The 24,933-nt window shown below is 60.6% G+C and carries 26 protein-coding genes; 11 read left to right on the top strand and 15 right to left on the bottom strand.

Annotated features, from left to right (window positions below; genetic code table 11):
* The first annotated feature begins 14 nt into the window (after positions 1-14).
* The gene (locus ACD578_RS18840; protein WP_404287463.1) at positions 15-818 is read left to right on the top strand and encodes a Phenylacetic acid catabolic protein; all 804 of its coding nucleotides are present in this window, start codon (positions 15-17) and stop codon (positions 816-818) included.
* Between the two features lie 287 nt (positions 819-1,105).
* Here ACD578_RS18840 and ACD578_RS18835 read toward each other — a convergent pair whose 3' ends face one another.
* The 4 genes from ACD578_RS18835 to paaG are packed head-to-tail and all read right to left on the bottom strand — an operon-like array spanning position 1,106 to position 4,373.
* Positions 1,106-1,738: a TetR/AcrR family transcriptional regulator gene (locus ACD578_RS18835; protein WP_404287461.1), complete on the bottom strand. Its 633-nt coding sequence runs from the start codon at positions 1,736-1,738 to the stop codon at positions 1,106-1,108.
* 9 nt (positions 1,739-1,747) lie between these two features.
* Complete coding sequence (gene paaK, locus ACD578_RS18830; RefSeq protein ID WP_404287459.1) at positions 1,748-3,082, bottom strand: phenylacetate--CoA ligase PaaK; 1,335 nt, start codon at positions 3,080-3,082, stop codon at positions 1,748-1,750.
* A 26-nt stretch (positions 3,083-3,108) separates the two neighbouring features.
* Complete coding sequence (paaI, locus tag ACD578_RS18825) at positions 3,109-3,579, bottom strand: hydroxyphenylacetyl-CoA thioesterase PaaI (protein WP_404287457.1); 471 nt, start codon at positions 3,577-3,579, stop codon at positions 3,109-3,111.
* Complete coding sequence (gene paaG / locus ACD578_RS18820; RefSeq protein ID WP_404287455.1) at positions 3,579-4,373, bottom strand: 2-(1,2-epoxy-1,2-dihydrophenyl)acetyl-CoA isomerase PaaG; 795 nt, start codon at positions 4,371-4,373, stop codon at positions 3,579-3,581. Before paaG ends, paaI begins: the two co-directional genes overlap by 1 nt.
* Positions 4,374-4,675: 302 nt before the next feature.
* On the opposite strand from paaG, the gene ACD578_RS18815 reads away from it, so the two are divergent.
* From ACD578_RS18815 to ACD578_RS18795, 5 genes are all read left to right on the top strand, one after another.
* Positions 4,676-5,842 (top strand): ABC transporter substrate-binding protein, encoded by a 1,167-nt coding sequence (locus ACD578_RS18815; RefSeq protein WP_404287453.1) that lies wholly within the window; start codon positions 4,676-4,678, stop codon positions 5,840-5,842.
* A gap of 78 nt (positions 5,843-5,920) precedes the next feature.
* Complete coding sequence (locus ACD578_RS18810; protein ID WP_404287451.1) at positions 5,921-6,793, top strand: branched-chain amino acid ABC transporter permease; 873 nt, start codon at positions 5,921-5,923, stop codon at positions 6,791-6,793.
* Positions 6,794-6,795: 2 nt separating this feature from the next.
* The gene (locus ACD578_RS18805; RefSeq protein WP_404287449.1) at positions 6,796-7,743 is read left to right on the top strand and encodes a branched-chain amino acid ABC transporter permease; all 948 of its coding nucleotides are present in this window, start codon (positions 6,796-6,798) and stop codon (positions 7,741-7,743) included.
* On the top strand, positions 7,740-8,522 hold the full coding sequence (locus ACD578_RS18800; RefSeq protein ID WP_404287447.1) for an ABC transporter ATP-binding protein: 783 nt from the start codon (positions 7,740-7,742) through the stop codon (positions 8,520-8,522). Before ACD578_RS18805 ends, ACD578_RS18800 begins: the two co-directional genes overlap by 4 nt.
* A complete protein-coding gene (locus ACD578_RS18795) occupies positions 8,515-9,219 on the top strand; it encodes an ABC transporter ATP-binding protein (RefSeq protein WP_404287445.1) in 705 nt (234 codons plus the stop codon). Before ACD578_RS18800 ends, ACD578_RS18795 begins: the two co-directional genes overlap by 8 nt.
* A gap of 13 nt (positions 9,220-9,232) precedes the next feature.
* Here ACD578_RS18795 and ACD578_RS18790 read toward each other — a convergent pair whose 3' ends face one another.
* From ACD578_RS18790 to ACD578_RS18740, 11 genes are all read right to left on the bottom strand, one after another.
* A complete protein-coding gene (locus ACD578_RS18790; protein ID WP_404287443.1) occupies positions 9,233-9,451 on the bottom strand; it encodes a DUF2783 domain-containing protein in 219 nt (72 codons plus the stop codon).
* Positions 9,448-11,052, bottom strand: coding sequence for an FAD-dependent oxidoreductase (locus tag ACD578_RS18785; protein WP_404287441.1), 1,605 nt, complete (start codon positions 11,050-11,052; stop codon positions 9,448-9,450). Before ACD578_RS18785 ends, ACD578_RS18790 begins: the two co-directional genes overlap by 4 nt.
* Positions 11,053-11,078: 26 nt before the next feature.
* A complete protein-coding gene (locus tag ACD578_RS18780; RefSeq protein WP_404287439.1) occupies positions 11,079-12,035 on the bottom strand; it encodes an MBL fold metallo-hydrolase in 957 nt (318 codons plus the stop codon).
* Between the two features lie 130 nt (positions 12,036-12,165).
* Positions 12,166-13,035, bottom strand: coding sequence for a TonB family protein (locus ACD578_RS18775; protein ID WP_404287437.1), 870 nt, complete (start codon positions 13,033-13,035; stop codon positions 12,166-12,168).
* A 17-nt stretch (positions 13,036-13,052) separates the two neighbouring features.
* The gene (gene tolR / locus ACD578_RS18770) at positions 13,053-13,499 is read right to left on the bottom strand and encodes a protein TolR (protein WP_404287435.1); all 447 of its coding nucleotides are present in this window, start codon (positions 13,497-13,499) and stop codon (positions 13,053-13,055) included.
* A complete protein-coding gene (gene tolQ, locus ACD578_RS18765; RefSeq protein WP_404287433.1) occupies positions 13,499-14,185 on the bottom strand; it encodes a protein TolQ in 687 nt (228 codons plus the stop codon). Before tolQ ends, tolR begins: the two co-directional genes overlap by 1 nt.
* A 12-nt stretch (positions 14,186-14,197) precedes the next feature.
* Entirely contained in the window at positions 14,198-14,659 is a 462-nt protein-coding gene (locus tag ACD578_RS18760; RefSeq protein ID WP_404287431.1) for a Tat pathway signal protein, read from the bottom strand.
* An 886-nt stretch (positions 14,660-15,545) separates the two neighbouring features.
* Complete coding sequence (locus ACD578_RS18755) at positions 15,546-17,063, bottom strand: UxaA family hydrolase (RefSeq protein WP_404287429.1); 1,518 nt, start codon at positions 17,061-17,063, stop codon at positions 15,546-15,548.
* Between the two features lie 43 nt (positions 17,064-17,106).
* A complete protein-coding gene (locus ACD578_RS18750) occupies positions 17,107-18,513 on the bottom strand; it encodes a TRAP transporter large permease (protein WP_404287427.1) in 1,407 nt (468 codons plus the stop codon).
* Entirely contained in the window at positions 18,513-19,097 is a 585-nt protein-coding gene (locus tag ACD578_RS18745; protein WP_404287425.1) for a TRAP transporter small permease, read from the bottom strand. Before ACD578_RS18745 ends, ACD578_RS18750 begins: the two co-directional genes overlap by 1 nt.
* Positions 19,098-19,212: 115 nt before the next feature.
* Positions 19,213-20,199 (bottom strand): sialic acid TRAP transporter substrate-binding protein SiaP, encoded by a 987-nt coding sequence (locus tag ACD578_RS18740; protein WP_404293947.1) that lies wholly within the window; start codon positions 20,197-20,199, stop codon positions 19,213-19,215.
* A 133-nt stretch (positions 20,200-20,332) separates the two neighbouring features.
* Here ACD578_RS18740 and ACD578_RS18735 point away from each other — a divergent pair, with 133 nt between their 5' ends.
* The 5 genes from ACD578_RS18735 to ACD578_RS18715 all read left to right on the top strand — a co-directional run bounded on the left by ACD578_RS18735 (position 20,333) and on the right by ACD578_RS18715 (position 24,891).
* Positions 20,333-21,049 carry a GntR family transcriptional regulator gene (locus ACD578_RS18735; protein ID WP_404287423.1) on the top strand — a complete coding sequence of 239 codons (717 nt, stop codon included), beginning with the start codon at positions 20,333-20,335 and terminating at the stop codon, positions 21,047-21,049.
* Positions 21,050-21,213: 164 nt separating this feature from the next.
* Positions 21,214-21,876: a peroxiredoxin gene (locus tag ACD578_RS18730; RefSeq protein ID WP_404287421.1), complete on the top strand. Its 663-nt coding sequence runs from the start codon at positions 21,214-21,216 to the stop codon at positions 21,874-21,876.
* A 126-nt stretch (positions 21,877-22,002) separates the two neighbouring features.
* Complete coding sequence (locus tag ACD578_RS18725; protein ID WP_404287419.1) at positions 22,003-22,923, top strand: MBL fold metallo-hydrolase; 921 nt, start codon at positions 22,003-22,005, stop codon at positions 22,921-22,923.
* 51 nt (positions 22,924-22,974) lie between these two features.
* Positions 22,975-24,006 (top strand): cysteine synthase A, encoded by a 1,032-nt coding sequence (locus ACD578_RS18720; RefSeq protein ID WP_404287417.1) that lies wholly within the window; start codon positions 22,975-22,977, stop codon positions 24,004-24,006.
* A 159-nt stretch (positions 24,007-24,165) separates the two neighbouring features.
* Positions 24,166-24,891 (top strand): DUF2270 domain-containing protein, encoded by a 726-nt coding sequence (locus ACD578_RS18715; protein ID WP_152714497.1) that lies wholly within the window; start codon positions 24,166-24,168, stop codon positions 24,889-24,891.
* The last annotated feature ends 42 nt before the right edge of the window (positions 24,892-24,933 follow it).

The following is a 24,933-nucleotide window of genomic DNA, read 5'->3' as shown; positions in this document are numbered from 1 at the left end:
GGGGAGGTACTGCCATGGTCGATGAAGAAAGCCTCGTCACCTTCGTGGCCGGTGGTGGACGTTTAAGCGCTCCGGACAATGTCACGCCGCGCTACCGCGGCGAGCTCATGCGCCTGATGGCGATCTTCGTCGATTCCGAGATGGCGGGCGCCTCGGGCTTCGCCGACTGCATCAATCTCGCTCCGGGGCTGAAGGAGCGGATCATCGCGACCCGCATTGTGTTCGACAAGTTCAACCATGCCCGTCAGGTTCTGGATCTGATGGAGCAGTTCGGAGCCAATACGGCGCAGTATGTGGGCGCTCATCCCTGGGCGTCTCGACTCGACCGCAGCGTTAATCTCGGCACGCGGCGGATGGACGGCGACATGCGCCTCAACGTGTTCCATTACCCGATCAACGGCTGGGTCGACGCAGTGGTGATGAATTGCCTGATGGGGCAGGCCACCGTGGTGCAGCTCGACGAATTGACACGCTCTTCCTATCAGCCTCTCGCCGATACGTTGGCGAGTATCCTTCCCGTCGAAGAACGCCATGCGGAGCTGGGTGAGCAGGGATTGCAGACCGCGTTGGAGAGAGGCCACGACAGAACGGATGCCCAGGCCTCAGTCAACTACTGGTATCCGCGTGTGGCCGATACCTTCGGCAGCAGCACGTCGGACCATTTCGCCCAGCATCGAAAATACGGGTTGCGTCAGAGGGGCAGGCAAGAGCTTCTCGCCCAATGGCAGAGCCTCGTTCGTCCCATTCTCTCTCGCTTCGGTCTTGGTGTTCCAGGACATGCATCAATCGAGATTGGCGACCAGGCCTCCCTGCAGTGATAGTCTAAAGCATCGGGTTCAAAAAATGACCCTTGCTTTTCGCGGGCCTAGATTTCGGCTCGCTCCAAGATCAGCACAGTTCTTGATGTCACCCACTTCGTCATCACCGGCCTTGTGCCGGTGATCTCGATTCCGTAAAGCGCGGCGTTCTTCACATCGGGATGGCCGGGACAAGCTCGGCCATGACGGAGGAGAGGTGATGACCTTCTCTGAGCGTCTCGTGCAGACTCAAAGGACCGGCTCAGCGAAAGTGGATCCGGTTTTCCGCACGATGTTTAAGTTATTTTCTATTCCGCAGCGCTGACACGCCGTGATGGGACGGGTTCCGCGTGGAGATTGCGGGTTCCGTCCACGATGAGTCGCGAAACGAGCTCGGCATAATCTGCGCGTGTCACCTCGCCCGTGCTTTTGAACCAGAGATAATGCCAATTGATCATGCCGAAGAGGGACATGGTCACGGGCTTGAGCAGCCTGGTTCCCGTGAGTTGCGGTGCGACGCCTGCCACCGCTTCGGAGAAGATTTTCACCAGCTCGCGCTCCACTGCCTTGAGCTCACCCTGGCGGTCGGCCGAAAGCAGGCGCATGCCGTTGATCTGCACGTTGTGCTGCGCATCGGCATCGCGATAGGCCTCGAGCAACGCTGCGACAAGCTCTTTCAGGCGGTCTGCGGGGGAGAGATCCGAATTGTCGGCCGCCTCAACCACTTCGAGCAGTTCCTCGAGGTGAAAGCGGATGACGTCGAAGAGCAGCTCCTCCTTGTCCTTGTAGTAATGGTAGAGATTGGCCTTCGAGACGCCGCAGGCCTCTGCGATCTTGCTCATCGACGCACGGTCGTAGCCATGCTCGGCAAAGAGCTCGGCCGAGCGATCGAGGATCGCCCGGCGCTTGTCGTCGTAATCGGTGGCACGGGTGCGGGCCATGGGACTCTTCTATTCTTTCGGTCTGCGGTCGATGACGCGTCTCGCCTTGCCGAGCGAGCGCTCGATTCCCTCAGGGTCGAGGACATTGACCCGGGCCGTGATGCCGATGGTATCCTTGATCGCTTGGCTCAAGCGCTCGGCGGCCGCTTTCCGGGTTTCGGGATAATCGGCATCCGGCCTGATCTCGGCCTTGATCTCCATCTGATCCATCCGTCCCTCGCGGGTCAGAATGATCTGGTAATGACCCGACAGGACCGGAATCGTGAGGAGCTTTTCCTCGATCTGGGTCGGGAAGACGTTGACGCCGCGGATGATCATCATGTCGTCGGTGCGACCGGTGATCTTCTCCATGCGGCGCATGCTTCTTGCGGTGCCGGGCAGGAGACGTGTCAGGTCCCGGGTGCGGTAGCGGATGACGGGCATCGCTTCCTTGGTCAAGGACGTGAAGACGAGCTCGCCCTCTTCGCCGTCCGGAAGGACTTCGCCCGTCAGCGGATCGATCACCTCGGGATAGAAGTGATCCTCCCAGATGTGCAGCCCGTCCTTGCTCTCCACGCATTCGCAGGCGACGCCTGGACCCATGACTTCCGAAAGGCCGTAGATGTCGACAGCATGAATGTCGAAGGCTTCCTCGATCTCGGCCCGCATGGCATTCGTCCAGGGCTCGGCGCCGAAGATGCCAACCTTCAGCGAGGATTGGCGCGGATCGAGGCCCTGCTTCCGGAACTCGTCGAGGATCGCCAGCATGTAGGACGGCGTGACCATGATGATGTCGGGCTGGAAGTCCTGGATCAGCTGCACCTGGCGCTCGGTCATGCCGCCCGACATGGGGATCACCATGCAGCCAAGGCGCTCGGCGCCGTAATGGGCGCCCAATCCGCCGGTGAAGAGACCGTAGCCATAGGCCACGTGCACCTTCATGCCCGGACGGCCGCCGCTTGCCCTGATCGAGCGGGCCACCACATCGGCCCAGGTGTCGATGTCGCGCTTGGTGTAGCCGACGACCGTGGGCTTGCCGGTCGTGCCAGACGAGCCGTGGACGCGGGCGACCTGGTCTTGAGGAACGGCGAACATGCCGAACGGATAATTGTCCCGCAAGTCGGCCTTGGTGGTGAAGGGAAACTTGGCGAGATCGCTCAAATCCCTGAAATCGTCCGGATGAACGCCCGCCGCATCGAACTTCGCCTTGTAGTGCGCCACGTTCTCGTAGGCATGGCGCAACGACCAGGCGAGGCGCTCGCGCTGCCAGTCGGCAAGCTCATCCCGTGATGCCAGTTCGAAGCGATCGAGAAGCGTCGACTGGGGCTTGAGCTCGGAAAGCTTGCGAAGCGGAATCTGAAGCAAGGGAACCTCCCATTCGTTCGTTCTTATTAGGTGTCTTGATCGGAATCTGACGCGAGAAGCGTGCCGGCGATCGTGCGGGAATGGCCGCGGAATTCGGCGACCACCTCGCCTTTGCCGTCACGGACGGTCACATCGTAAATACCGGAACGTCCCGAGCGATTGCGCTCGACCGCGTGGGCCGTGAGCGTGTCGCCCCGCCGGCCCGGCTGCAGGAATGTGACTGTGCAATGCTGAGCAACCGTGCGCTGGTTGTAGGTGTTGCACGCGAAAGCAAAAGCCGAGTCGGCAAGCGTGAAAATGAAGCCGCCATGGCAGATGCCGTGTCCGTTCGTCATGTCGGCGCGGATCGTCATGGAGATGACGGCCTCGCCCGGTGACACGCGCTCGACCACCATGCCGAGTCCCTGGCTCGCCTGATCCTCGGACCACATGGCCTCGGCGCAGGCAGCGGCGATCTCGTGCGGTCCATCTTTAGGGCGAGACGATTGCACGTCCATCAAGGCCTCCCGGAGAACTTCGGCTGACGCTTCTCGAAGAACGCGGTCACGCCTTCGAGATAATCCGGCGTGCGGCCGGCTTGGCCTTGCAGATCGCGTTCCAGATCGAGCTGCCGGTCGAGATCGTTCGTCTCCGATGCATCGAGCGCCTGCTTGATCAGACCGAGCCCGACGGTCGGCTGAACCGCAAAGTGTGCGGCAAGGCGATGCGCCTCATCCATCAGGACGGCATCGTCGATCGCTTTCCAGATCATGCCCCAAGCTTCCGCCTGCTCGGCCGGAACCGGCTCGGCCAGCAGGGCGAGAGCGCGGGCGCGGGCCGTGCCGACGAGGCGCGGCAGGAGCCAGGTCCCGCCTGAATCGGGCACGAGGCCGAGCTTCGCGAAGGCCTGGATGAACTTGGCCGAACGGGCCGCCAGAACGATGTCGCAGGCAAGGGCAATGTTGGCGCCGGCTCCCGCCGCAACGCCGTTGACTGCACAGATGACGGGCATCTGCAGCGTACGGATCTTACGCACGAGAGGGTTGTAGAGGCGCTCCAGAGTGGAGGAGAGATCCGGAACCTGACCGGGGCTGAAGACCCGGTCCGAGAGATCCTGGCCGGCGCAAAACCCGCGCCCGGCGCCGGTGAGAATGAGAGCGCGGCAGTTGCCGTCGGTTTCGGCGTCGACAAGGGCGGACATCAGGGCCGCATGCATCGCCTCATTGAAGGAATTCAGGCGATCGGGCCTGTTGAGGGTGATGACGCGATAGCCCTCTCGATGGTCCGTGACGATGAGATCGTTCTCCACCATGGCCCTCCCGAACTTTCGCCGATGGCAAGCGGATGGTCTTGCGACTTGTTTACTATTGACCAACCGTCCGGTCAATTATATTGATGGGAGAAGCAGCGTCAATGAGCCAACACTGGGCCCTTCACGGAGCAAAGCGGGATGGCATGTTTCGACGACCGACAGGATACGCACACACAGCTGCGTCGGCTTTGCGCATTCCTGTCCAATTGTTCCCTTTCCGCAACGATCCGCAGGCTCTTGGCAGCCTGATCCTTTGCGCAACAATTAGAACAACAAACAACAACGAAACCCGGAGGAAACAAATGAACTCGAAAGCAAGTCTCAAAACGCTGCTGGCCGCCAGTGTCATGGGCGTCGGTCTCTCCCATGGGGCGCTCGCCCAGGACACCGTCAAGATCGGATCGGTTCTCTCTGTAACCGGACCTTCGTCCTTCCTTGGTGAGCCCGAGGACAAGACTCTGAAGATCTATGTCGACAAGATCAACGCGGCTGGCGGCGTTGCCGGCAAGAAGATCGAGCTTGTGATCTACGATGACGGCGGCGATGCCAACAAGGCACGCACCTTCGCGACCCGACTCATCGAGGATGACGAGGTGATTGCCATGGTCGGCGGCACGACCACCGGCAGCACCATGGCGATGATCCCCGTCTTCGAAGAGGCGCAGGTTCCATTCATTTCGCTCGCCGGTGCCATCGAGGTGATCGACCCGGTGCGCAAGTTCGTCTTCAAGACGCCGCATACCGACAGGATGGCGTGCGAAAAGATCTTCGAGGATCTGAAGAAGCGCAATCTCACCAAGATCGGCATGATCTCGGGCACGGATGGCTTCGGAGCCTCCATGCGCGCGCAATGCGTCAAGGTTGCACCAAACTACGGCATGCAGATCGTCATTGACGAGAACTACGGCCCGCGCGACAGCGACATGACCGCTCAGCTCACGAAGATCAAGAACACGGCTGGCGTGCAGGCTGTGGTCAATCCGGGCTTCGGCCAGGGACCTGCTATCGTGACTCGCAATTATGCCCAGCTCGGGATGACCAACATCCCGTTCTACCAGAGCCACGGCGTAGCCTCGAAAAGCTTCATTGATCTGGCAGGCGCTGCGGCGGAAGGCGTCCGGCTCCCGGCTGCGGCGCTCCTCGTCGGCGACAAGCTTCCGGAGAGCGATCCCCAGAAGAAGGTCGTGACCGAGTACAAGCGGAGCTACGAGAGCGCCACGAAACAGCCGGTCTCAACCTTCGGCGGCCACGCCTATGACGGTCTCTTCATTCTGGTCGAGGCTATGAAGCGCGCGAACTCGACCGATCCCAAGAAGATCCGCGACGAGATCGAGAAGACCAAGGGCTTCGTCGGCACCGGCGGCATCGTGAACATGTCGGGCACCGACCATCTCGGCCTCGATCTTTCGGCGTTCCGCGTGCTCGAGATCAAAGGCGGCGACTGGAATCTGGTCGCCTCGGGAAGCTGATCTCTCGCTGCAAACGATCGAACGGGAGGCTGACGATAAGCCTCCCGTTCGGCAACCTGAACGTCGCGGGACAGCATCATGGCCGAGTTCCTTCAGTTCCTCATTTCCGGTCTGACGGTGGGAGCCGTCTATGCGCTGGTCGCACTCGGCTTCACCCTAATCTATAACGCCTCGGGCGTGGTGAATTTCGCCCAGGGCGAGTTTGTGATGCTCGGCGGCATGGTGACGGTGTTCGCGTCGGCTGCCGGAATACCCTTGCCGCTGGCAGGCGTGATCGCCATCTGCGCGGCCATCGTGATTGGGCTCCTGCTGCATCGCTTCGCCATCGAGCCGGCGCGTGGTGCATCGGCCGTGACGCTCATCATCATCACCATCGGTGCATCGATCCTGCTGCGTGGCCTCGCAGCCATTGTCTTCGACAAGCAGTTTCACAAGCTGCCTGCATTCACGGGCGACACGCCGGTCGATGTGCTGGGCGCCGCCGTTCAGCCGCAGAGCTTCTGGGTGCTTGGGGGTACGGGAGTCGTCGTCCTGGCGCTTTACATCTTTCTTGAGCATACGCTCCTCGGCAAGGCCGTGCTGGCAACGGCCGCGAATCGTCTGGCGGCGCGCCTCGTCGGTATCAATACGACTACGATCATGGCGCTTGCCTTCGGCGGCTCCGCTGCCATCGGGGCGATCGCCGGGATTCTGGTTACGCCGATCACCTTGACGAGCTACGATGTCGGCACGCTGCTGGCCCTGAAGGGGTTTGCCGCCGCCATGTTGGGCGGCATGGGAAATCCAGTCGGCGCGGTCGTCGGCGGTATGTTGCTCGGCCTGCTGGAGGCATTTGGCGCCGGCTATATCAGCTCGACCTACAAGGATGCCTTTGCATTCCTCGTCATCCTCATTGTCCTGTTCGCAGCGCCACAGGGACTGTTCGGGCGCCGTGCCGTGGAGAGGGTGTGAGAATGCGTGCCTTCGTGAACCAACGCTTCATTACACTCGCTGTGCTGGCGGTCGTGATCGCCGTTCTCCCGCTCGTCTTTCCGTCAAGTTACTACTTCCGCGTGGCGTCGCTCGTGTGGGTGTCCGCACTCGCCGCCATCGGCCTCAACATCCTCATGGGACAGGCCGGTCAGGTCAGCCTGGGGCACGCAGCGTTCTTCGGCATCGGCGCCTACGCGGTTGCCATCGGGCCGGCGCATCTCGGCATTCCGTCCTGGGCGGCTCTTCTCATCGGCGCGGTTCTCTCGGCTGCACTTGCTTATCTGGTGGGGCGCCCGATCCTGCGTCTGAAGGGGCATTATCTCGCCATCGCCACCTTGGGGCTCGGCGTGCTCGTGGCCCTTGTCATCACCACGGAGAGTCGGTGGTCCGGTGGACCCGATGGCATGCCGGTCGAACGCTTGACGCTGTTCGGCTGGCGCGTCAGCGGCTCCTATACGTGGTACTGGGTAACCGGAGGGCTTCTGCTCGTCGGAACCTGGATCGCTCTTAATCTGGACGAGACGCCGACCGGGCGAGCCTTCCGCGCCCTTCACGACAGTGAGGTGGCTGCGCAGGTGGTCGGTGTCGATGTGGCGCGTTTCAAGCTGCAAGCCTTCGTGATCGCCGCCGTCTATGCCTCGCTGGCAGGCTCCGCGCTTGCTTTCATGAACGGCTTCATCAACCCGGATCAGGCCGGCTTTCTGCATTCGGTGGAACTCGTCACCATCGTGGTGCTAGGCGGGCTCGGATCCGTCGTCGGAAGCATCGTTGGCGCTGCCGTGCTCGTGACGCTTCCGCAGGCCCTGACCGTTTTTCAGGAATACGAACATCTTCTGCTCGGCCTCATCATCATCGTGGCGATGATCTTCATGCGCAATGGCATCGTGCCAAGTCTCTCGGCTCTGGTCCTTCGGAGGGCACGCTCATGAGCATCCTGAAGGCGACGGATATCGGCATTTCTTTCGGCGGCGTGAAGGCTGTCGATGGCGTGAGCTTCTCTGTCAGCCCCGGACAGATCCTGTCGATCATTGGTCCGAACGGCGCCGGGAAGACGACCCTTTTTAACATCGTATCCGGTGTTTATGCCGCGAGCCGTGGGTCGATCCATCTCGCTGACGAGGATGTGACGGAGCTTGCTCCTCACAAGCTGGCCGCACGAGGTTTGTCCCGCACCTTCCAAAACCTGCAGATCTTCCAGCGTATGACCGCCTGCGAGAACGTGATGGTGGGGCGCCATCTCCAAGAAAAATGCAGCCTTCTGTCCGCCTTGTTCAGGACTCCTGCCGTCACGCGCCAGAACCGCGAAACACGGACGGCGGCCCTCGACCTCCTGGCCTATGTCGGCTTGAAGGATGTTGCGGACGTTCCCGCTGGTTCGTTGCCTTACGGCGCCTGCAAGCGCCTCGAAATAGCCCGGGCACTCGCCACCGAACCGCGCGTGCTCCTTCTCGATGAGCCCGCTGCCGGCTGCAATGCAGTAGAGACCGAGGAGATCGATCACCTGATCCGCCAGGTTGCCGACCGAGGTGTGGCTGTCGTTCTTGTTGAGCATGACATGAAGCTCGTGATGAAGATCTCCGACAGGATCCTCGTGCTCGAGCGCGGACGACCGCTTGCCGAAGGAACGCCGCGGGAGGTGCGCGATGATCCAAAGGTCCTTGAGGCCTATTTGGGACAACACGGTGCACGGGAGGCCGCCCGTGCTTGAGGTCGCAAACCTGCGCAGCGCCTATGGACGGATCGAGGTGCTCAAGGGCATCGATATCGCTGTTCGAACCGGCGAGATCGTCGCCCTGGTCGGCTCCAACGGCGCGGGCAAGACGACGCTGCTGCGTGCGCTTTCAGGCGTACAGCCGATCAGTAGCGGCGAGATCCGCTTCAAGGGACAGCGCATCGACCGCCTGCCGCCTCACCAGAGGGTGGAACTGGGAATTACACAATCGCCGGAAGGCAGGCAGGTGTTCGGACCGCTGACCGTCGAGGACAATTTGCGGCTCGGTGCCTATCGACGGCGCGACAAGGAAATTGATCAAGATCGCGACCGCGTCTTTGCGATGTTTCCGATTCTTGCGGAGAAGAGGCATCTTCTGGCCGGCGGATTGTCGGGCGGTCAGCAGCAGATGCTCGCCATCGGTCGCGCGCTCATGGGGCGGCCCAAGCTTCTGTTGCTGGACGAGCCTTCGCTCGGTCTGTCGCCGCTTCTTGTCGACCAGATCCTGGATGCCATCGTTTCGCTCAAGAAGGACGGCATCACTGTGCTCCTCGTCGAGCAGAACGCCAGCGCGGCACTGGCGATTGCGGACCGCGGTTATGTTCTGGAAACCGGGAAGGTCGCCTATAGCGGAGCTGGCTCCGCACTGCTTGCCGACCCTCAGGTCAAGGCAGCCTATCTCGGTATCGAGTGATTGATCCGCAGCATCAACCCGATGCCGATTGCATCTGTTCCACGCTCTGCTTTGCGAGGGCTAGAGCCTCCTGAAGCACGGCTTGGTCGCCAATGTGATTGGCGAGAATCAGCACGAGGGAGCTGTTGAGCGCAGCGCTCGCTTCGTCCGACAAGCCCCTGTGCGCTTCGATCAGCGAGCGATAGGCCAAGTCCCCATCGGGAAAGCGGCTCTCCGTGATGAGTGCGCTCATGCGTGACCTCCCTCGAAGCCCCTCAGACGGCACGAGGCGCGCTCGACCAGGAGTGGCGTCGCGTGACGCCAGCGTGCCGCAAGATGCTGATCGGGACGTACGAGATAGGTACTGCCCGGTGTTGTGTCGAACCGCTGGGCGAAGAGGCCTTCCACATCGAACAGGTCATCGCCGATGACGAGAACGCGCTTGCCGGCTGGCGCCGCGGCTCCGTTGGGCACATGGATGAGGGTCTCCTCGCCACCCAGCGCCTCGAGCAGCCAGATCGGCTGACCGCTGCTGTTGCACATGGGAGCATCGGGCAGTGGCGCACCGAGGCGGGCGGAGCCGGACCATGCATCGCCATCGGGAGTCGACAGAGGCGTCTCATAGGTCGACGGCATCGAAAGCCTGCCGGAATTCACCATCCGCTTGGCGAAAGGCGCGTGACGGGCGAGAGCAAGGGTCGCATCGCGAAAGCGCAGCTCCTGTGCCGAGCGCGGAGCGATGAAGTCGGTCGAGCGGGTCGAATGGCCGATATTCTCGTCCGCGGCTACTGAGCGTTCGAGTTCATAGGTGTCGATCAGGCTCTCCGGCGCTTCACCCTTGATGACGAGCGCGAGCTTCCAGGCAAGGTTCTCTGCGTCCTGAATACCGGAATTCGCACCGCGCGCACCGAAGGGTGAAAGCTGATGGGCTGCGTCGCCGGCAAAGACCACGCGGCCATGCACGAAGCATTCCAGACGCCGGCATTGAAACGTGTAGACCGATACCCATTCGAGCGTAAAGGCGTCATGCCCCAGCATCTGGCGGATCCGGGGGATCACGCGCTCAGGCGCCTGCTCCGCTTTAGCATCCGCGTCGGGTCCGAGCTGCAGGTCGATGCGCCAGACATCATCAGGTTGCTTGTGAAGAAGAGCGGAGCGGCCGTTGTGGAAGGGTGGATCGAACCAGAACCAGCGCTCGGGCGGAAAATCGCCCTTCATTCTCACGTCGGCAATCAGGAAGCGGTCCTCGAAGACCTCGCCCTGGAAGGCGAGTTCGAGCATCCCGCGCAAAGCGGAGCGCGCGCCATCGGCGGCGACCACCCAATCGGCATCGAGATCGTAAAGGCCTTCCGGCGTCTCGATGGTGAGGGTCACGCCGTCGTTGCGTTGCTTGAGGCCACTCACCTTGTTGCGCCAGCGGATGTCGAGATTGGGAAGTTCCGCGGCGCGTGCGACAAGCGCGTGCTCAAGATAATATTGCTGCAGATTGATGAAGGCCGGCATCTTGTGGCCATCCTCGGGCAGCAGATCGAAGGCATAGAGCAGTTCGTTGCGCTGAAACACCTTGCCGAGCTTCCAGGTCACGCCTTTCTCAAGACAGGTTTCGGCAACGCCGAGCCGGTCGAGGATCTCGAGCGTGCGTTTCGCATAGCAGATGCCGCGTGATCCTTCCCCGATCCGATCCGCATCGTCGAGCAGGACCACAGGCACGCCGCGTTGCGCCAGGTCGATGGCGGTGCAAAGCCCGACAGGGCCAGCTCCGACGACGATAACGGGGTGTCGGGTCGGGGAGGGGCGATCCTGATCCGCGCTGCGGCGGTAGCCGAACTGGTAGAGGATCTTGCGGCTGTTCATGGTGCCTCCCTTTCCTCCCATTTGTTCTAGCCTTGGAGTGCCGCCCACATCTCGCGGTCGCGCTCAGCGGTCCAGATCACCGGATGATCGATCCCAGATGCCTCGTCAAAGGCGCGCGAGACGTTGAACGGCAGGCAGTGCTCGTAGATGGCGAAGTCCCCGAACTTCGGATCCATCACCGCGCGCGTGGCGGCAAACGTCTCCTTCAAGGAGCGCCCACGAGCCACTGACAGCTCGGCTGCTCCATAGAGGGTGGAGACGAAGTCACGGGTCATCGCCACCGCCTCGCGCACCTGCTGCTCGCCTTGCAGGGCATCGCCGCGGCCGGGCGCAATCGCCTTGGGCTGGAAGTCGAGGATGGCGTCGAGCGTCTGCGGCCATTCGCGCAAATAGGCATCGCCGCAATAGCAGGCGGAGTGATACTCCACCAGATCGCCGGTGAACATCGCCTCCGCGTCCGGCACCCAGGCGACGATGTCGCCCGCCGTGTGGCCGGCGCCGAGATGGAACAGCTTCACCTCGCGTTTCCCCAGGAATACGGACATGCCGCTCTCGAAGGTGAGCGTCGGCCAGGTCAGCCCTTCCGGAATGCTGCTCTCGCCGCGAAACAGGCGCGGAAAGCGGCCGATCTCGGAAGCCTTGTCCTGCTCGCCACGCTCGACGATGAGATCGTAGGTGGCGTTCGAGGCGATGATGCCCTGCGCCTGGTAGGCCGAGGCGCCGAGCACGCGCACCGCGTGATAATGCGAGAGCACGACATATTTGATCGGCTTGTCGGTGACGGTTCGCACGCGGGCGATCACGTCCTCGGCCATGGCGGGCGTCGCCTGGGCATCGATGACCATGCAGCCATCGTCGCCGACGATGATGCCGGAATTGGGATCACCCTCGGCGGTGTAGGCATAAAGATCCGGCCCGATCTCGATAAACGACACCGTCTTCACAGCTGTGTCCCCCGTCGAGGCAAAAGCCTTCTCGGCCATGGCGTTTCTCCCTGTTGTCACATGTAGCTTATCCCATTCTGCGCGTTGAATGGACGGCACATGTTATCGAGGGACAGGGTAGCCTCGATCCTCCAGCGGTCAAGTTGGTTGCGACCGGCCAGAGCCGGATTCAGCGCAGATTGAAGCGCAGCGGTATGGTGAATGTGAGTTGCGGGATGAAGTCTGGCACCGGCGGCACAGAAGATCCAGGACTTGCCGTAGAAAGCGCAGCCTGATCAAGCGCGGGATGGCCGGCGCTGCGCACAAGCGATGAACTCACAATGCGGCCCGAGCGGTCCACGGTGAACCGTATCTGTGCAACACCGCTGACACCCTGGCTGCGGGCAACATCAGGATAGCGCAGACGGTTGCGCAATGTCGCGGCAAGGCTCGCAAGGTAGCGGTTACGTGCGTTCGGATCGGCCGAAGCTGCCTGACCGCTCGTATTTTCCCGCGAGGCTGAGGCCTGCCCCTGGCGCGCGTCCGATGGAAGCGGCTTCTGCTCGGCCGCCCGGCGTGCAGGGGGCTTGCGCTCGACAGGCTTCGGTGGAGGCTTCTTCTCAGGCTTGGGTGCAGGCTTCTCTTCTAAGGGCTTTGCGACCACTGTTTCAGACGGTGGAAGGATGACGGCCTCTGTCTGCGCTGTCTCCTGTTCGACTTGCAAAGCCTCAACGGGCACAGCTTCGGTTACTTCCTGAGGCTGAGCCTCGACGATCTCCTCGGGAGGCTGTTCTTCGACGGTCCCCGTCTCAACCGGCAGGGGCTCCGTCTCGACAGGCTGCACCTCCTGGGATTGCTCAAGCGATGGAGCCACCGACACGGGCTCTTCCATGGCCGGCGCGAGATCGATGGTGATCTCCTGCTCGCCAGGCGTGTCTGCGGTATCGGACGGCCAGAGGGTCACGGCCGTCAGTGCGGCGCCATGCAGGATAAGCGCCGTGATGAAGGCGATCCCGAGCCGGCTCGGCTCCTGGGTCGATCTTAGGCTTAGAACGGACATGGGACCTGCTGCAGGTGCTACTGAGCCGGCGATCCGCTCGGGGCATGCGCGATCAGGGACACCTTGCTGAAGCCTGCGGCATTGATCTGGCCCATGATCTCGATGATGCGGCCGTAGGGAACAGCCTTGTCGCCGCGGACCAGGACGACCTGGCTCGGGTCCACGCTCGCGATCTGCCGCAGGCGCGGCATCATGGTCTCAGCAGCAAGGGGCTCCTTGTCGAGGAACGGCTGACCCTGTGCATCGATGGTGACCACGACCGGCTGCTTCGGCTGCGACACCTTCGGTGCGGCCGTTTTTGGCAGCTGCACGGGCACGCCGACGGTCATGAGAGGTGCTGCGACCATGAAGATGATGAGCAGTACGAGCATCACGTCCACGAGCGGGGTGACATTGATCTCGGACAGGGGGGCAGCTCCGAACTCGTCGTCTGTGTCCTGCGTCTGGATTGAACCCATACCCATTATTCGGCCGCCTCTGCTCGAACGTGGGGTTTGCGGTCACGGGCGAGGCGGTCGCCGAGCGCCGTGATGCCGGCGGCGAATGATTGCTGCAGGCGGCCAAGATCGGTCGTGAGCTTGTTATAGGCAATCACGGCCGGGATGGCGGCCACGAGGCCGATGGCCGTTGCGAACAAGGCCTCGGCAATACCGGGTGCCACAACGGCGAGGCTCGTATCCTGGCTTGCCGCGATGGCGGAGAACGAGTTCATGATTCCCCACACCGTACCGAACAGGCCGATGAAGGGCGCGGCCGAGCCCGTGGTGGCCAGGAAGGGCAATCCGGTCTGAAGTTGGCGCATATCGACGGAGAGCGCAGCCCGCATAGCTCGCTCGATACGTTCCCGCCGCTCCGCGCGACTCTCGGAAGCGTCTTGATCGCGCCAAGCCTCATGGCCGGCCGATACGATCCGGCCCGTGGCACCCGCCATCTGCGGATGAAGCCTGTCACCCGAACGGGCTGCCGCTTCGAAAGCGCGGGCCTGACGACGGATGTTTCTGAAGCGCAGAAGCTTCTCGAAGACGATGGTCCAGCAGCCGAGCGACGCCAGAACGAGCAGGATCATGACGCTCTTGACGATCGGATCGGCTTGCAGAAACAGACCGAGGAATGACATGTCATGCGACGCCGCAGGCATGATCTCGTTCATGATGGCAATCTCTCACTTCACGAAGGATACGGTGTCGATCTTGGAGGCGGTCTCGATCACCGACAGGCAATCCTCCCGCGAACTGATCGCGCCTTCGCATGTCAGGACATCGTTGAGGAGAACACGTCCGAAGCGGGAGCAGTTCAGTCCGGGAAAATCGAAGAGCTTGATGAGTGTCTTGCGGCGAGGCACCGGGCCAACTTCAACTGCAAGCCTCTTGGCAGCCACGCCATCGGTATCGAGAGCGAACAGATCGAGCTTCAGGGATTTCCAGTTCTCGCCCTTTTGATTGTCGATGAGGAAGTAGGTCCTGCAACTTTCCCCGGATGCCTCGATCTTGTTCAACTCGATGCGCAAGGGGCTTGAAGGCGATGCCCTGTCCTGAGCAAGAGCCGTTCCGCTAAAAGGCAGGAGCAGGGCCAAGCAGGCGAAGACGCTGCCGGCTGTAAACCCAGGCTCATTCCAGGTGCTCATGCCCATGAACTCATTCTCCTCATGCTGGCGAGCGACTGTCCGACGTGATGCGCAGTTCGAGAGCCTTCAGTGAAGGCGCTGTGCGCAGCTTTCGTCGGCAGATCAATCGAATGCCCAAGACCGGGAGAGTTCCCGTGGACAGCCCTGATGAGATATCTGAAAGAATTCAGATCGATCAAGAGCTTAGGAGAAGATCAGAGATATTCTAAAAGAGGCACTACCGCTTTGAGATCGGATTGAAATTCGCTTCCTTAAAGGAGCTTCAAAGTAATTTTCTTGGATTTTGTCATGTCTTTGTGAAGCCTGAGGGGGCCGGCTGCGCTTCTTGGAGGTTTGGGGATAAGAGAGCGAACATCCAGGATCTTCAAACGGATTCCACGAAAATACCATTTTGCATGAACAAGGGTTGGGGGCCCTTCTTCATCCAGGAGATCCTGCTTGAGCTTCAACGGTCACGACAAGCCTTTTCCTGCTTGGTATCCGTATGCGTTCGTTGGTGTGATAACAGCGCTTGGGGCGGCCTTTTACGTGCTCGGCTAAAAGGCAGTGATGAACTTGGCCTGCCGTCATAGGCTCATTCAATGGCCTGAATGACGCCATCGGATATCGAAGGAGCAAATGAGATCCGCTGAGCCCGACTCTCGTACCGAATCGATATCGCTTTTCACTTGAACTCTGCATCCCAAAGCGAAGCGAGGCGGTACATCCGCGCCCCGTTCGCCTTTGGGAGAGTGTTGATCCGCTTGCGGGATCAGCGCGAAGATCATCGCTTTGTTATGGTTACCATTTGGTTAACGAGCTTCCCTGGGGAAGATTTGTCGCACGGCCCTGTGGTCAGCTCGTGTTCACGACTCTGTTGTAACTTAGTACCAATGCAGGGGTGCGCTCACATGACTGCGCCGACCTGCCAGGGAACGAACTCGAGGTCGCCGTAGCCGAGATCCTCCGACTTCGTATGCTCCCCGGATGCGACGCGCAGCAGGATCTCGAAGATCTCATTTCCCTTCTCTTCAAGGGAAACACCATCGAGGATATCGCCGCAATTGATGTCCATGTCGTCCAGCATGCGGCGGTAGATATCGGAGTTCGTGGCGAGCTTCAGGGATGGCACGGGCTTGCAGCCGAAAGCCGAGCCCCGTCCGGTGGTGAAGGCGATCAGGTTTGCACCGCCGGCCACTTGGCCTGTCGCTGCGACGGGATCGTAGCCCGGTGTATCCATGTAGACGAAACCATGATCCTTCACCGGCTCGGCGTATTCGTAAACGGCGCGAAGCGTGGAGCGTCCGCCTTTCGCCGAAGCGCCCAAGGATTTCTCAAGGATTGTCGTCAATCCGCCTGCCTTGTTGCCGGGTGACGGATTGTTGTTCATCTCTCCGCCGTTGCGAGCCGTGTAATCCTCCCACCATCTGATCCGCGAAACCAGCTTTTCACCGATCTCCCTGGTGGCAGCGCGCCGGGTGAGCAGATGCTCCGCTCCGTAGATCTCAGGTGTTTCGGACAGGATCGATGTTCCACCGTGGCGCACCAGCAGATCGGAGGCGACGCCGAGAGCCGGGTTGGCGGTGAGGGCTGAATAACCATCGGAACCGCCACATTGGAGAGCGAGCACCAGTTCCGATGCAGGGCGTGTCTCGCGCTGAGCCCTGGCGACGATCGGGAGCATGTCCTTCACCGCATCGACGATGGCCTGTACGGTACGCCTCGTGCCGCCTGTTTCCTGAATGGTCAGCGTGCGGAATGTCTCGCTTTCCGTGAGGCCGTATTCCTGCTTCATCCGGCCGATCTGGAACACCTCGCAGCCGAGACCGACCATGATCACGCCGGCGAAATTGGGGTGGCTGGCATAGCCCCATTGCGTGCGGCGCAGGATATCGAACCCTTCACCATAAGCCGCGTGTCCGCAGCCAGTACCGTGGACGATTGCCACGATGCCATCGATGCCTGGATAATCGCGCAGGACCCCGGAACGCTCCACTTCGGCCGCTGCGAAACGCGCAACGGAGGCCGAGCAATTCACCGATGTCAGGATGCCGATATAGTTGCGGGTGCCTGTCCGCCCCGAGGCGCGGCGGTACCCCTGGAAAGTGGCACACATTTCGGGCGGAAGCAGATCGTCCTCCCGCGCGTCGACGCAGAACGCGTAGTCGCGCTCGAAGTCGTGCAGGCCGACGTTGTGCTCATGCACCCATTCGCCCGGCGCGATGTGGGTCTTGGCAAAGCCGATGATCTGGCCGAACTTCCGGATAGGCTCCCCCTCCCGGATCGGCTCCGCCGCCATCTTGTGACCGCGCAGAATGCGCTCGCGAGCAGTCAATCCCGCCACGCTGGCGCCCTGGTTCACGAGATCAATGGCGATGACGACGTTATCATCGGGGGAGAGGCGAATGGTGCGGGGGGTGCTCATGGGCGTCTCATAAACTGGTTATATGTGGCTATCGAACGATTCATTACCGCCCCAACCCCATCTGCTGTGGGAGCCAAAGAGTCAGTTCCGGAATATAGGTGATCGCGATCAGCGCGAGCATCAGAGGTACGAGCCACGGAAGGATCGCGACTGTCGTGCGTTCGACGGAAAGTCCGGACACTCTCGCCAAGACGAAGAGGACCATGCCGAGAGGCGGATGAAGCAACCCGATCATCAAATTGAGAGTCATGATAAGCCCGAAGTGAATCGGGTCGATGCCAAGCTTCAGCACAATCGGCAGCAGAATCGGTACGAGAATCGTGATGGCTGCAATCGTGTCGATGAAGCAGCCGACGAACAGGATGAGAATGTTTGCCAGCAGCAAGAACACCCATTTGTTCTGCGTGAATCCAAGGATAGCATCCGAGAGGATCTGTGCCGCCTGGCTGACCGTCAGAAGCCATGCGAAGATCGACGCCGCGGTCACAATGAAGAGAACCGATGCCGTCGTCTCAATGGTGTCGAAGGTCGCTTTGGCGAGGCTTCTGAACGTCATGGAACGATAGCGAACGAGGCCCAGGAACAACGACCAGATAACAGCCGCAACCGCGGCTTCCGTCGGAGTAAAGAGGCCCAACGTCATACCGCCGATCAGGATGACAGGCGCCATCAGAGCCATCACGGCCGAGAAGTCAAAATACCAGTCAAGGGCGAGAAGTACGGCCAGTGCGATACCGATAGCAACGTTGGGTGAAAGCCCCGCCAGGATCATCAGCCAGACAGCGACAGGAAACGCGAGGACGATGACAACTTCGATGCTGGCATTGCCAAGTTGACGCCATGAGAAGGGTGTATCTGCTCCCCAGCCGTTCTTATAGGCGAAGTAGGCCACGGTCCCCATCATCAGGAGCGTCATCACGATGCCCGGGATAAGGCCTCCCAGGAAGAGGGCCCCGATGGAGACGTTCGCCATCATCCCGTAAATCACGAACGGCAACGAGGGCGGGATGATTGGCCCGAGGGTTGCGGATGCCGCCGTCACGCCGACCGAGAATTCAGTCGAGTAACCGTGATCCTTCATGGCCTTGATTTCGATCGTTCCAAGACCGGCCGCATCGGCGATCGCCGTCCCGGACATGCCTGAAAAAATCACCGAGCCGATGATGTTCACTTGACCGAGGCCGCCTTTCATCCAGCCGACGAGGGCGACCGCAAACGAGTAGATGCGGCCGGTGACGCCGGCGATGTTCATGAGATTGCCGGCGAGGATGAAGAATGGGACCGCAAGAAGCGGAAAGCTCTCGACACCTGCAATCATGCGCTGCGCGACGATGACATCCGGCACCGTACCGCTGGCGAGGATGTAGAGCAGGGAGGCGACAGCCATCGAGAGGGCCACCGGCAGTCCAAGGATCATCAATACTAGGAAAGAACCGATCAGGATGAGCATCAGGTTTCCGCCACTAAGGGTGCATCGAATGCTTCGGGCCGCTCAAGCACGGAATAGCCGCGGCGCCAGTTAGCGACAGCAACCTGAACGGAGCGGAAGCACATTAGAACGAAGCCGATAAAGACAAACCCGTAGGTGAGGTTCTTCGGCAGAGCGATGGTCGTCATTTGCTCGTCTCCAATGATGCTCATGAAGCGCCAGATGAGGAAGGCTCCATAGGCAAAGAAGGCGATTCGGATGATATCGATCACAGTCGCCAGCACGCGGCCGAGACCGGGAGAAAGATAGCGGTAGAGAAAGTCGACCTGGATATGGCGGCTCATGCGCACGCACATGGCCGAACCGACGAAGACCAGGGCTACATTGAGGTTGGTTGCAATCTCCTCCGTCCAGGCCAAGGAGTCATTCAACACGTAGCGCGTGAAGAATTGAACGAAGACTGCGAACGCCATCGCCCAGAACAGAGCCAAGGCTAACCAGTCCTCGAAGGCATAGCCCGACAGGTCGACCGGTGCATGCTCGCTCTCATCAAAGGTCTGCGCCAATTCCTCGGCGCTGACTTGTGTGTGGACCTCAGTCGTCATGTCTCATTGAACCTCGTCCTTAGATGCCTGTAGCAATCCCCCAGCGGCGCGGTTTGTCGTGGGGGCCGTAGACCAAGAGAAAGGAAGGCCGTCTCCAGACGGCCCTCCAAGGAACTCAGAGACCTTCTGACTTCAGCGCCTGGATCTTGTCGTAGTCCGCCTTCCGATAGCCTAAGGATTCCAAGGTAACGTTCTTCATCACCGCTTCCTTGAAATCGTCCTTGTTGACCTCGGTAATCGTCAAGCCTTTCTGCTTGAAGGTTTCGATCAGTTCTTTCTCCTTCGCCTGGATCTCCCCCGAGGCACGGACCGCAGCTTCCTGAGCGACGGCGGTGAAGATCTTTTTGTCTTCGTCCGAGAGCTTGGCCCAGAGTTGCTTGGAGATGATCGTTGAAAGATGATCGACGATGTGGCCGGTGAGCACGATATTCTTCTGGACTTCGTAGAATTTCTTCGCCTCGATCGTTGTCAGCGGGTTCTCTTGCGCGTCGACGGTGCCATTCTGAAGTGCCAGGTAGACTTCGGCGAAGGCGATCGGCGAAGTATTGGCACCGCAGGAACGCGGCATTGCCAGATAGGCCGGAGCGTCAGGCACACGGATCTTGAGGCCCTTCATTTCGGCGCAGGTCTTGAAGGGCTTGTTCGTTGAACTGTGGCGCACCCCATAATAGGTGAGTGCAACCATCTGGTGTCCTGTCTTATCGGCGTAGCCGGCGCTGAGATCCTTGAAGACGTCACTCTTCGCGAAGGCGAGCAGGTGGGCGGAGTCTCGGAAGATATAGGGATAGTACCCGATGCCGATCGGCGGATAGCTTCGTGCGGCGAAGCTTGGTCCGGAGATGATCATATCGACGGTGCCGAGCGACAGCCCCTGATTGATGTCGCTTTCCTTGCCAAGCTGCGATGCCGGATAGACGTCAATCTGGTAACGGTTGTTGGTTCGTTTGGCGATTTCCTGGGCCGCCCATACCGACTGGGTATGGAAGGGCTCCGAGGTCTCATAAACATGGGCCCATTTCAGCTTCGTCTGGGCGCTGGCGGGCAGAGCAGGAAGGACGGCTGTTGCGGCTGCGATGAGGCCGAACGCTAGGCGGCGGGTCAGAAAAGGCATAGGCGTTTCTCCGAAAAGCCGGCTCTGCGGCCGGTCGAAAAATGATCACAAGCGGCTCCGCTCGTGTAAGGGACCCGACAAGCTTGTGGCGTCCGCCCATCGGTTCGGCTAACATGTTAGGCAAATGGACGCGATCGACAAGAGAAAAAGATACAATTTCCTTGCTCGCCTGGAGCGGGGAGCACGGGGGCATACGACGGAACAGGTGGAACGGTGCCTCCGGTCCGCCATCGTGGCTCTTGATTTCGCCCCGGGCGAGTTCATCGATAAGGGTGCCGTCTGCACGACGCTCGGGGTGTCTCGCTTTCCCGTTTCCGAGGCTCTCGCGCGTCTGGCGGCTGAGGGGCTCGTCGAGATCCTGCCCCAGCGCGGCTCCCGCGCGGCACGCATCCGCCTTTCGGAGGTCAGGGAATCGATGCTGATCCGGCAGGCTCTGGAAGGAATGGTGGCGGAGGCTGCCGCAAAGCATCTTTCCGCCGTGGCGATCGAAGCCCTTCGCAGCAACCTGGAGGCGCAGCAGGAGGCGGTCTCAAGGGGAGATCGTCCCGGCTTCCATGCCCTGGATCTCGATTTTCATACGATCCTGGTTGAGGGACTGGAGATGCCGCGAGTCGCCGCCGTGATCGACGCCTCGCGCGCTAATATCGACCGTGTGCGCCGTCTTCTCTCCTCGCCCCGGCGTCATGTTGTAACTCTTGCCGAGCATTGGGAGATCTTTCGCGCTCTCGAGACCCACGACCCTCCGGCCGCCCGCCGAGCGATGGAGGCCCATTTGGACGCTGTCGTGGAGGAGTTGGAGCGCTTCTCGGTCGAGCACGCCGAAGTCTTCGTGCAGGCCTGAGAGGGAGGGAGACGTCGGCTGGGCGATTCGGGGTACTGTCCTGGAGTCCCGCGAAGTACCGCCGACGCGCATTTCGCCCTTTGCCGAGCGGCACTTCACCGGTGCTGTTCCGCAGTATATATATGTCAACCGGCGAAGGGGCTCGCTTGTGGCAGGAGGTTTTTATGACACTCCAGATTGGCGATGTCGCGCCGGATTTCGAAGTCGAGACGACGGAAGGGCGCATTCGTTTCCACGATTGGATCGACGATTCCTGGTGCGTGCTTTTCTCCCATCCCAAGAACTTTACCCCGGTCTGCACGACCGAACTGGGATACATGGCCAAGATCAAGCCCGAGTTCGATCGGCGCAATGTGAAGGTCATCGGACTCAGCGTCGACCCCGTGGACAATCATGCGCGGTGGGCCGAGGACATCAGGGAGACTCAAGGCACCGCGCCCAACTTCCCTATGATCGGTGACTCCGATCTTACGATTTCAAAGCTCTACGGGATGCTTCCGGCAAGCGCGAGCGGTACTTCGGAAGGCAGGACGCCCGCGGATAACCAGACCGTGCGCAACGTGTTCGTTGTCGGGCCGGATAAGAAGATCAAGCTGGTTCTCGTCTATCCGATGACGACAGGGCGCAATTTCGACGAGGTGCTTCGCGTCATCGATTCTCTTCAGCTGACAGCCAAACACCGGGTCGCGACACCTGCGAACTGGAAGCAGGGGGAGGACGTCATCATTGCAGGTTCGGTACCCGACGAAGAAGCCAAGAAGATCTATCCGCAGGGCTGGAAGGCTCCGAAACCCTATATTCGGATCGTGCCGCAGCCCGGCGCCTGACGGGGGCCACTTCGAGTGGCGGATGCCGGTGTTCCAAGTCCATTGCATGTCGATCCGGGTCGCCCTTCATAACGGTTCGAAGGGCCTCAACGGTTTCGTGCGCCTGCGTGTGAAGGAGTAGAAGCAATGAGCACAGCGGCTTTCCCTCAGTCGGTGTCCGATCGCTCCACTGCCCGACCACAGGTCGATGCATTTTTCGACAAGCGCACCTGCAGCGTCCAGTACATCGTCTCCGACCCTGCAACTGGACGCTGCGCTCTCATCGATCCAGTTCTCGATTATGACGAGAAGTCGGGCTCAGTCGCGACCACGTCGGCCGATGCCCTGCTTGCACGCGTGAAGGAGCAGGGCCTGACGGTCGAGTGGATCCTGGATACCCACCCGCATGCGGATCACTTGTCTGCATCCGGCTATTTGAAGGACCGGACAGGAGCGAAGACGGCCATTGGCGAGCGCATTGTCGATGTTCAACAGCTCTGGAAGGAGATCTACAATCTCGGCGGCTTCGAGGCGGATGGCTCGCAATGGGATTGCCTGGTCGCCGATGGCGATGATTTTCAGATCGGAAACATGGACGTCCGGGTCGTTTTCTCTCCAGGGCATACTCTCGCATCGATTGCCTATGTCGTTGGAGACGCCGCCTTCATCCACGATACGCTCTTCATGCCCGATTTCGGCACGGCGCGGTGCGACTTTCCCGGCGGAGACGCGAGAGCCTTATGGCGCAGCATTCAGCGCATCCTCTCTCTGCCCAGCGATACCCGGCTGTTCTCAGGTCACGATTACATGCCGGGCGGACGGGCCCCGGCATGGGAGAGTACGGTTGCTAGCCAGAAGGCCCAAAATATCCATCTTGTCCAGGCTCGCACCGAGGACGAGTTCGTTGCAATGCGTCAGGCGCGGGATGCTAAGCTGCCGATGCCGAAGCTGATCCTGCACGCCTTGCAGGTAAATATGGCGGGTGGTCGGTTGCCGGCGCCAGAGAGCAATGGAACGCGTTATCTCAAGATACCGCTCGATACGCTTCCCTATGCCGTTTGGGACTGACACGGCATCGGACATTGGGAAGTAAGATCGACGGAAGCGGGAGGGCCGCATATGTCCGTTCATCATGGAATCGTCGACGCAATCGGCAACACACCAATGATCCGGCTTCACCGTGCGTCTGAATTGACCAAGTGCGCCATTTTCGGCAAAGCTGAGTTCATGAATCCCGGTCAATCGGTGAAAGACCGAGCGGCCCTGTTCATCATCCAGGATGCAGAGAAGCGGGGTCTCCTGCGGCCTGGAGGCGTGATCGTCGAGGGAACCGCTGGCAATACGGGGATCGGTCTGGCGCTCGTCGGCAATGCACTGGGTTATCGCACCGTCATTGTCATCCCGGAAACGCAGACGCAGGAGAAGAAGGACATGCTTCGTCTCTGCGGCGCGGAGCTCATCGAAGTTCCGGCCGTCCCCTATGCCAATCCCAACAACTACGTGAAGGTCTCGGGTCGGATTGCCGAAAGCCTGGCGAAAACCGAGCCGAATGGCGCCATCTGGGCCAATCAGTTCGACAATGTCGCCAACCGTGACGGGCATGTCGTTACAACCGGACCGGAGATCTGGGCTCAGACGAACGGGCGGGTCGATGGTTTCGTGTGCGCCGTCGGGACGGGAGGCACGCTGGCCGGGGTCGGCATCGCCCTCAAGGAGCGTAACCCCAAGATCGCCATCGGTCTCGCTGACCCGATGGGGGCTGCCCTTTACAATTATTATACGCGGGGCGAGCTGAAGGCAGAGGGATCGTCGATCACGGAGGGCATTGGCCAGGGTCGGATTACCAAGAACCTGGAAGGGTTCGAGCCTGACGTGGCTTTCCAGATCCCGGACGAGGAGGCGGTTCCGATCGTCTTCGATCTGCTGGAGCAGGAAGGCTTATGCCTGGGTGGTTCTTCGGGGATCAATGTGGCAGGTGCAATCCGTCTCGCGCAGCATCTCGGGCCAGGACACACGATCGTAACCGTCTTGTGCGACTATGGCACACGCTACCAGTCGAAGCTTTTCAACCCGGATTTTCTGCGCTCCAAGAATCTGCCTGTTCCGGCTTGGCTGGAGCGGGAAAGCACCTTGGACAAGTGTCTCGTTTAAAAGATAGCTATCTGGAAAGTCCTTCCACGAATCCTCGATCTTCGAATGTCACCTTCCGGCGCTATAACAGCCTTGTCCGGTGAGACCCTAGAAAATTAGGACGAGCCTCCAGAGCTGACCGGTCTATCCAAATGCCGTCGGGGCTGAGGGAGTAAAGCCATGCTGCCGAAGAACGATCAAGGCGCTGTGCAGCCCCTGCGCCCGTCCATGAAGGCGCCGGTCTTTCCCAGCACCTCGACTGAGTTCATCAACGTCATGGCGCATTATCATCGCGCCGAGATCGCTCGTATGGCGGGTTGGCGCGATCGGATCGACCGGACCACCAACTGGGCTATTACGGTGGTAGCCGCCATGCTGTCGGTCTCGCTCTCCACGCCGACCGCTCACCACGGCGTGCTGATCTTCGCCATGGTCCTGGTCCTGCTGCTTCTGGTGATCGAGGCGCGTCGGTACCGCTTTTTCGATGTCTACCGCAATCGCGTACGCCGGATGGAACGCAATTACTTTGCCCAGATCTTCGCCCCGGAAGAGGGAACGACGGACGAGTGGATCCAAAAGCTCGGAGACGATCTCAGACGTCCTCTCTTCCTGACGAGCACCAGCCAAGCCCTGTCGCGCCGCCTCCGGCGCAACTATTGCTGGCTGTTCCTGATCCTGCTGTGTGCTTGGGTGGTGAAGACGACCTTCATCAGGATGCAGGAGAACGCCGTCGACGCTCACCTTGTCACATCGGTGGGGGAATGGGTCCGGAATGCCGCCATCGGACCCATTCCGGGATGGGCTGTGATTGTCGCGCTGGCGCTCTTCTATGGCTGGATCCTTTATGCTGCGCTGCGCAAGCCGGTGGGCGAGGGTGAGCTAGCCTTCGGCAACGTGCACGTCTGACGGAGCAGGGTGCGGCACGAAGATATGATAGGCCGAATGCGG

The sequence above is a fragment of the Microvirga sp. RSM25 genome, from assembly GCF_044784385.1.
GTDB classification, from domain to species: Bacteria; Pseudomonadota; Alphaproteobacteria; order Rhizobiales; family Beijerinckiaceae; genus Microvirga; species Microvirga tunisiensis.
This window is presented reverse-complemented; position numbering and strand designations above follow the sequence as displayed.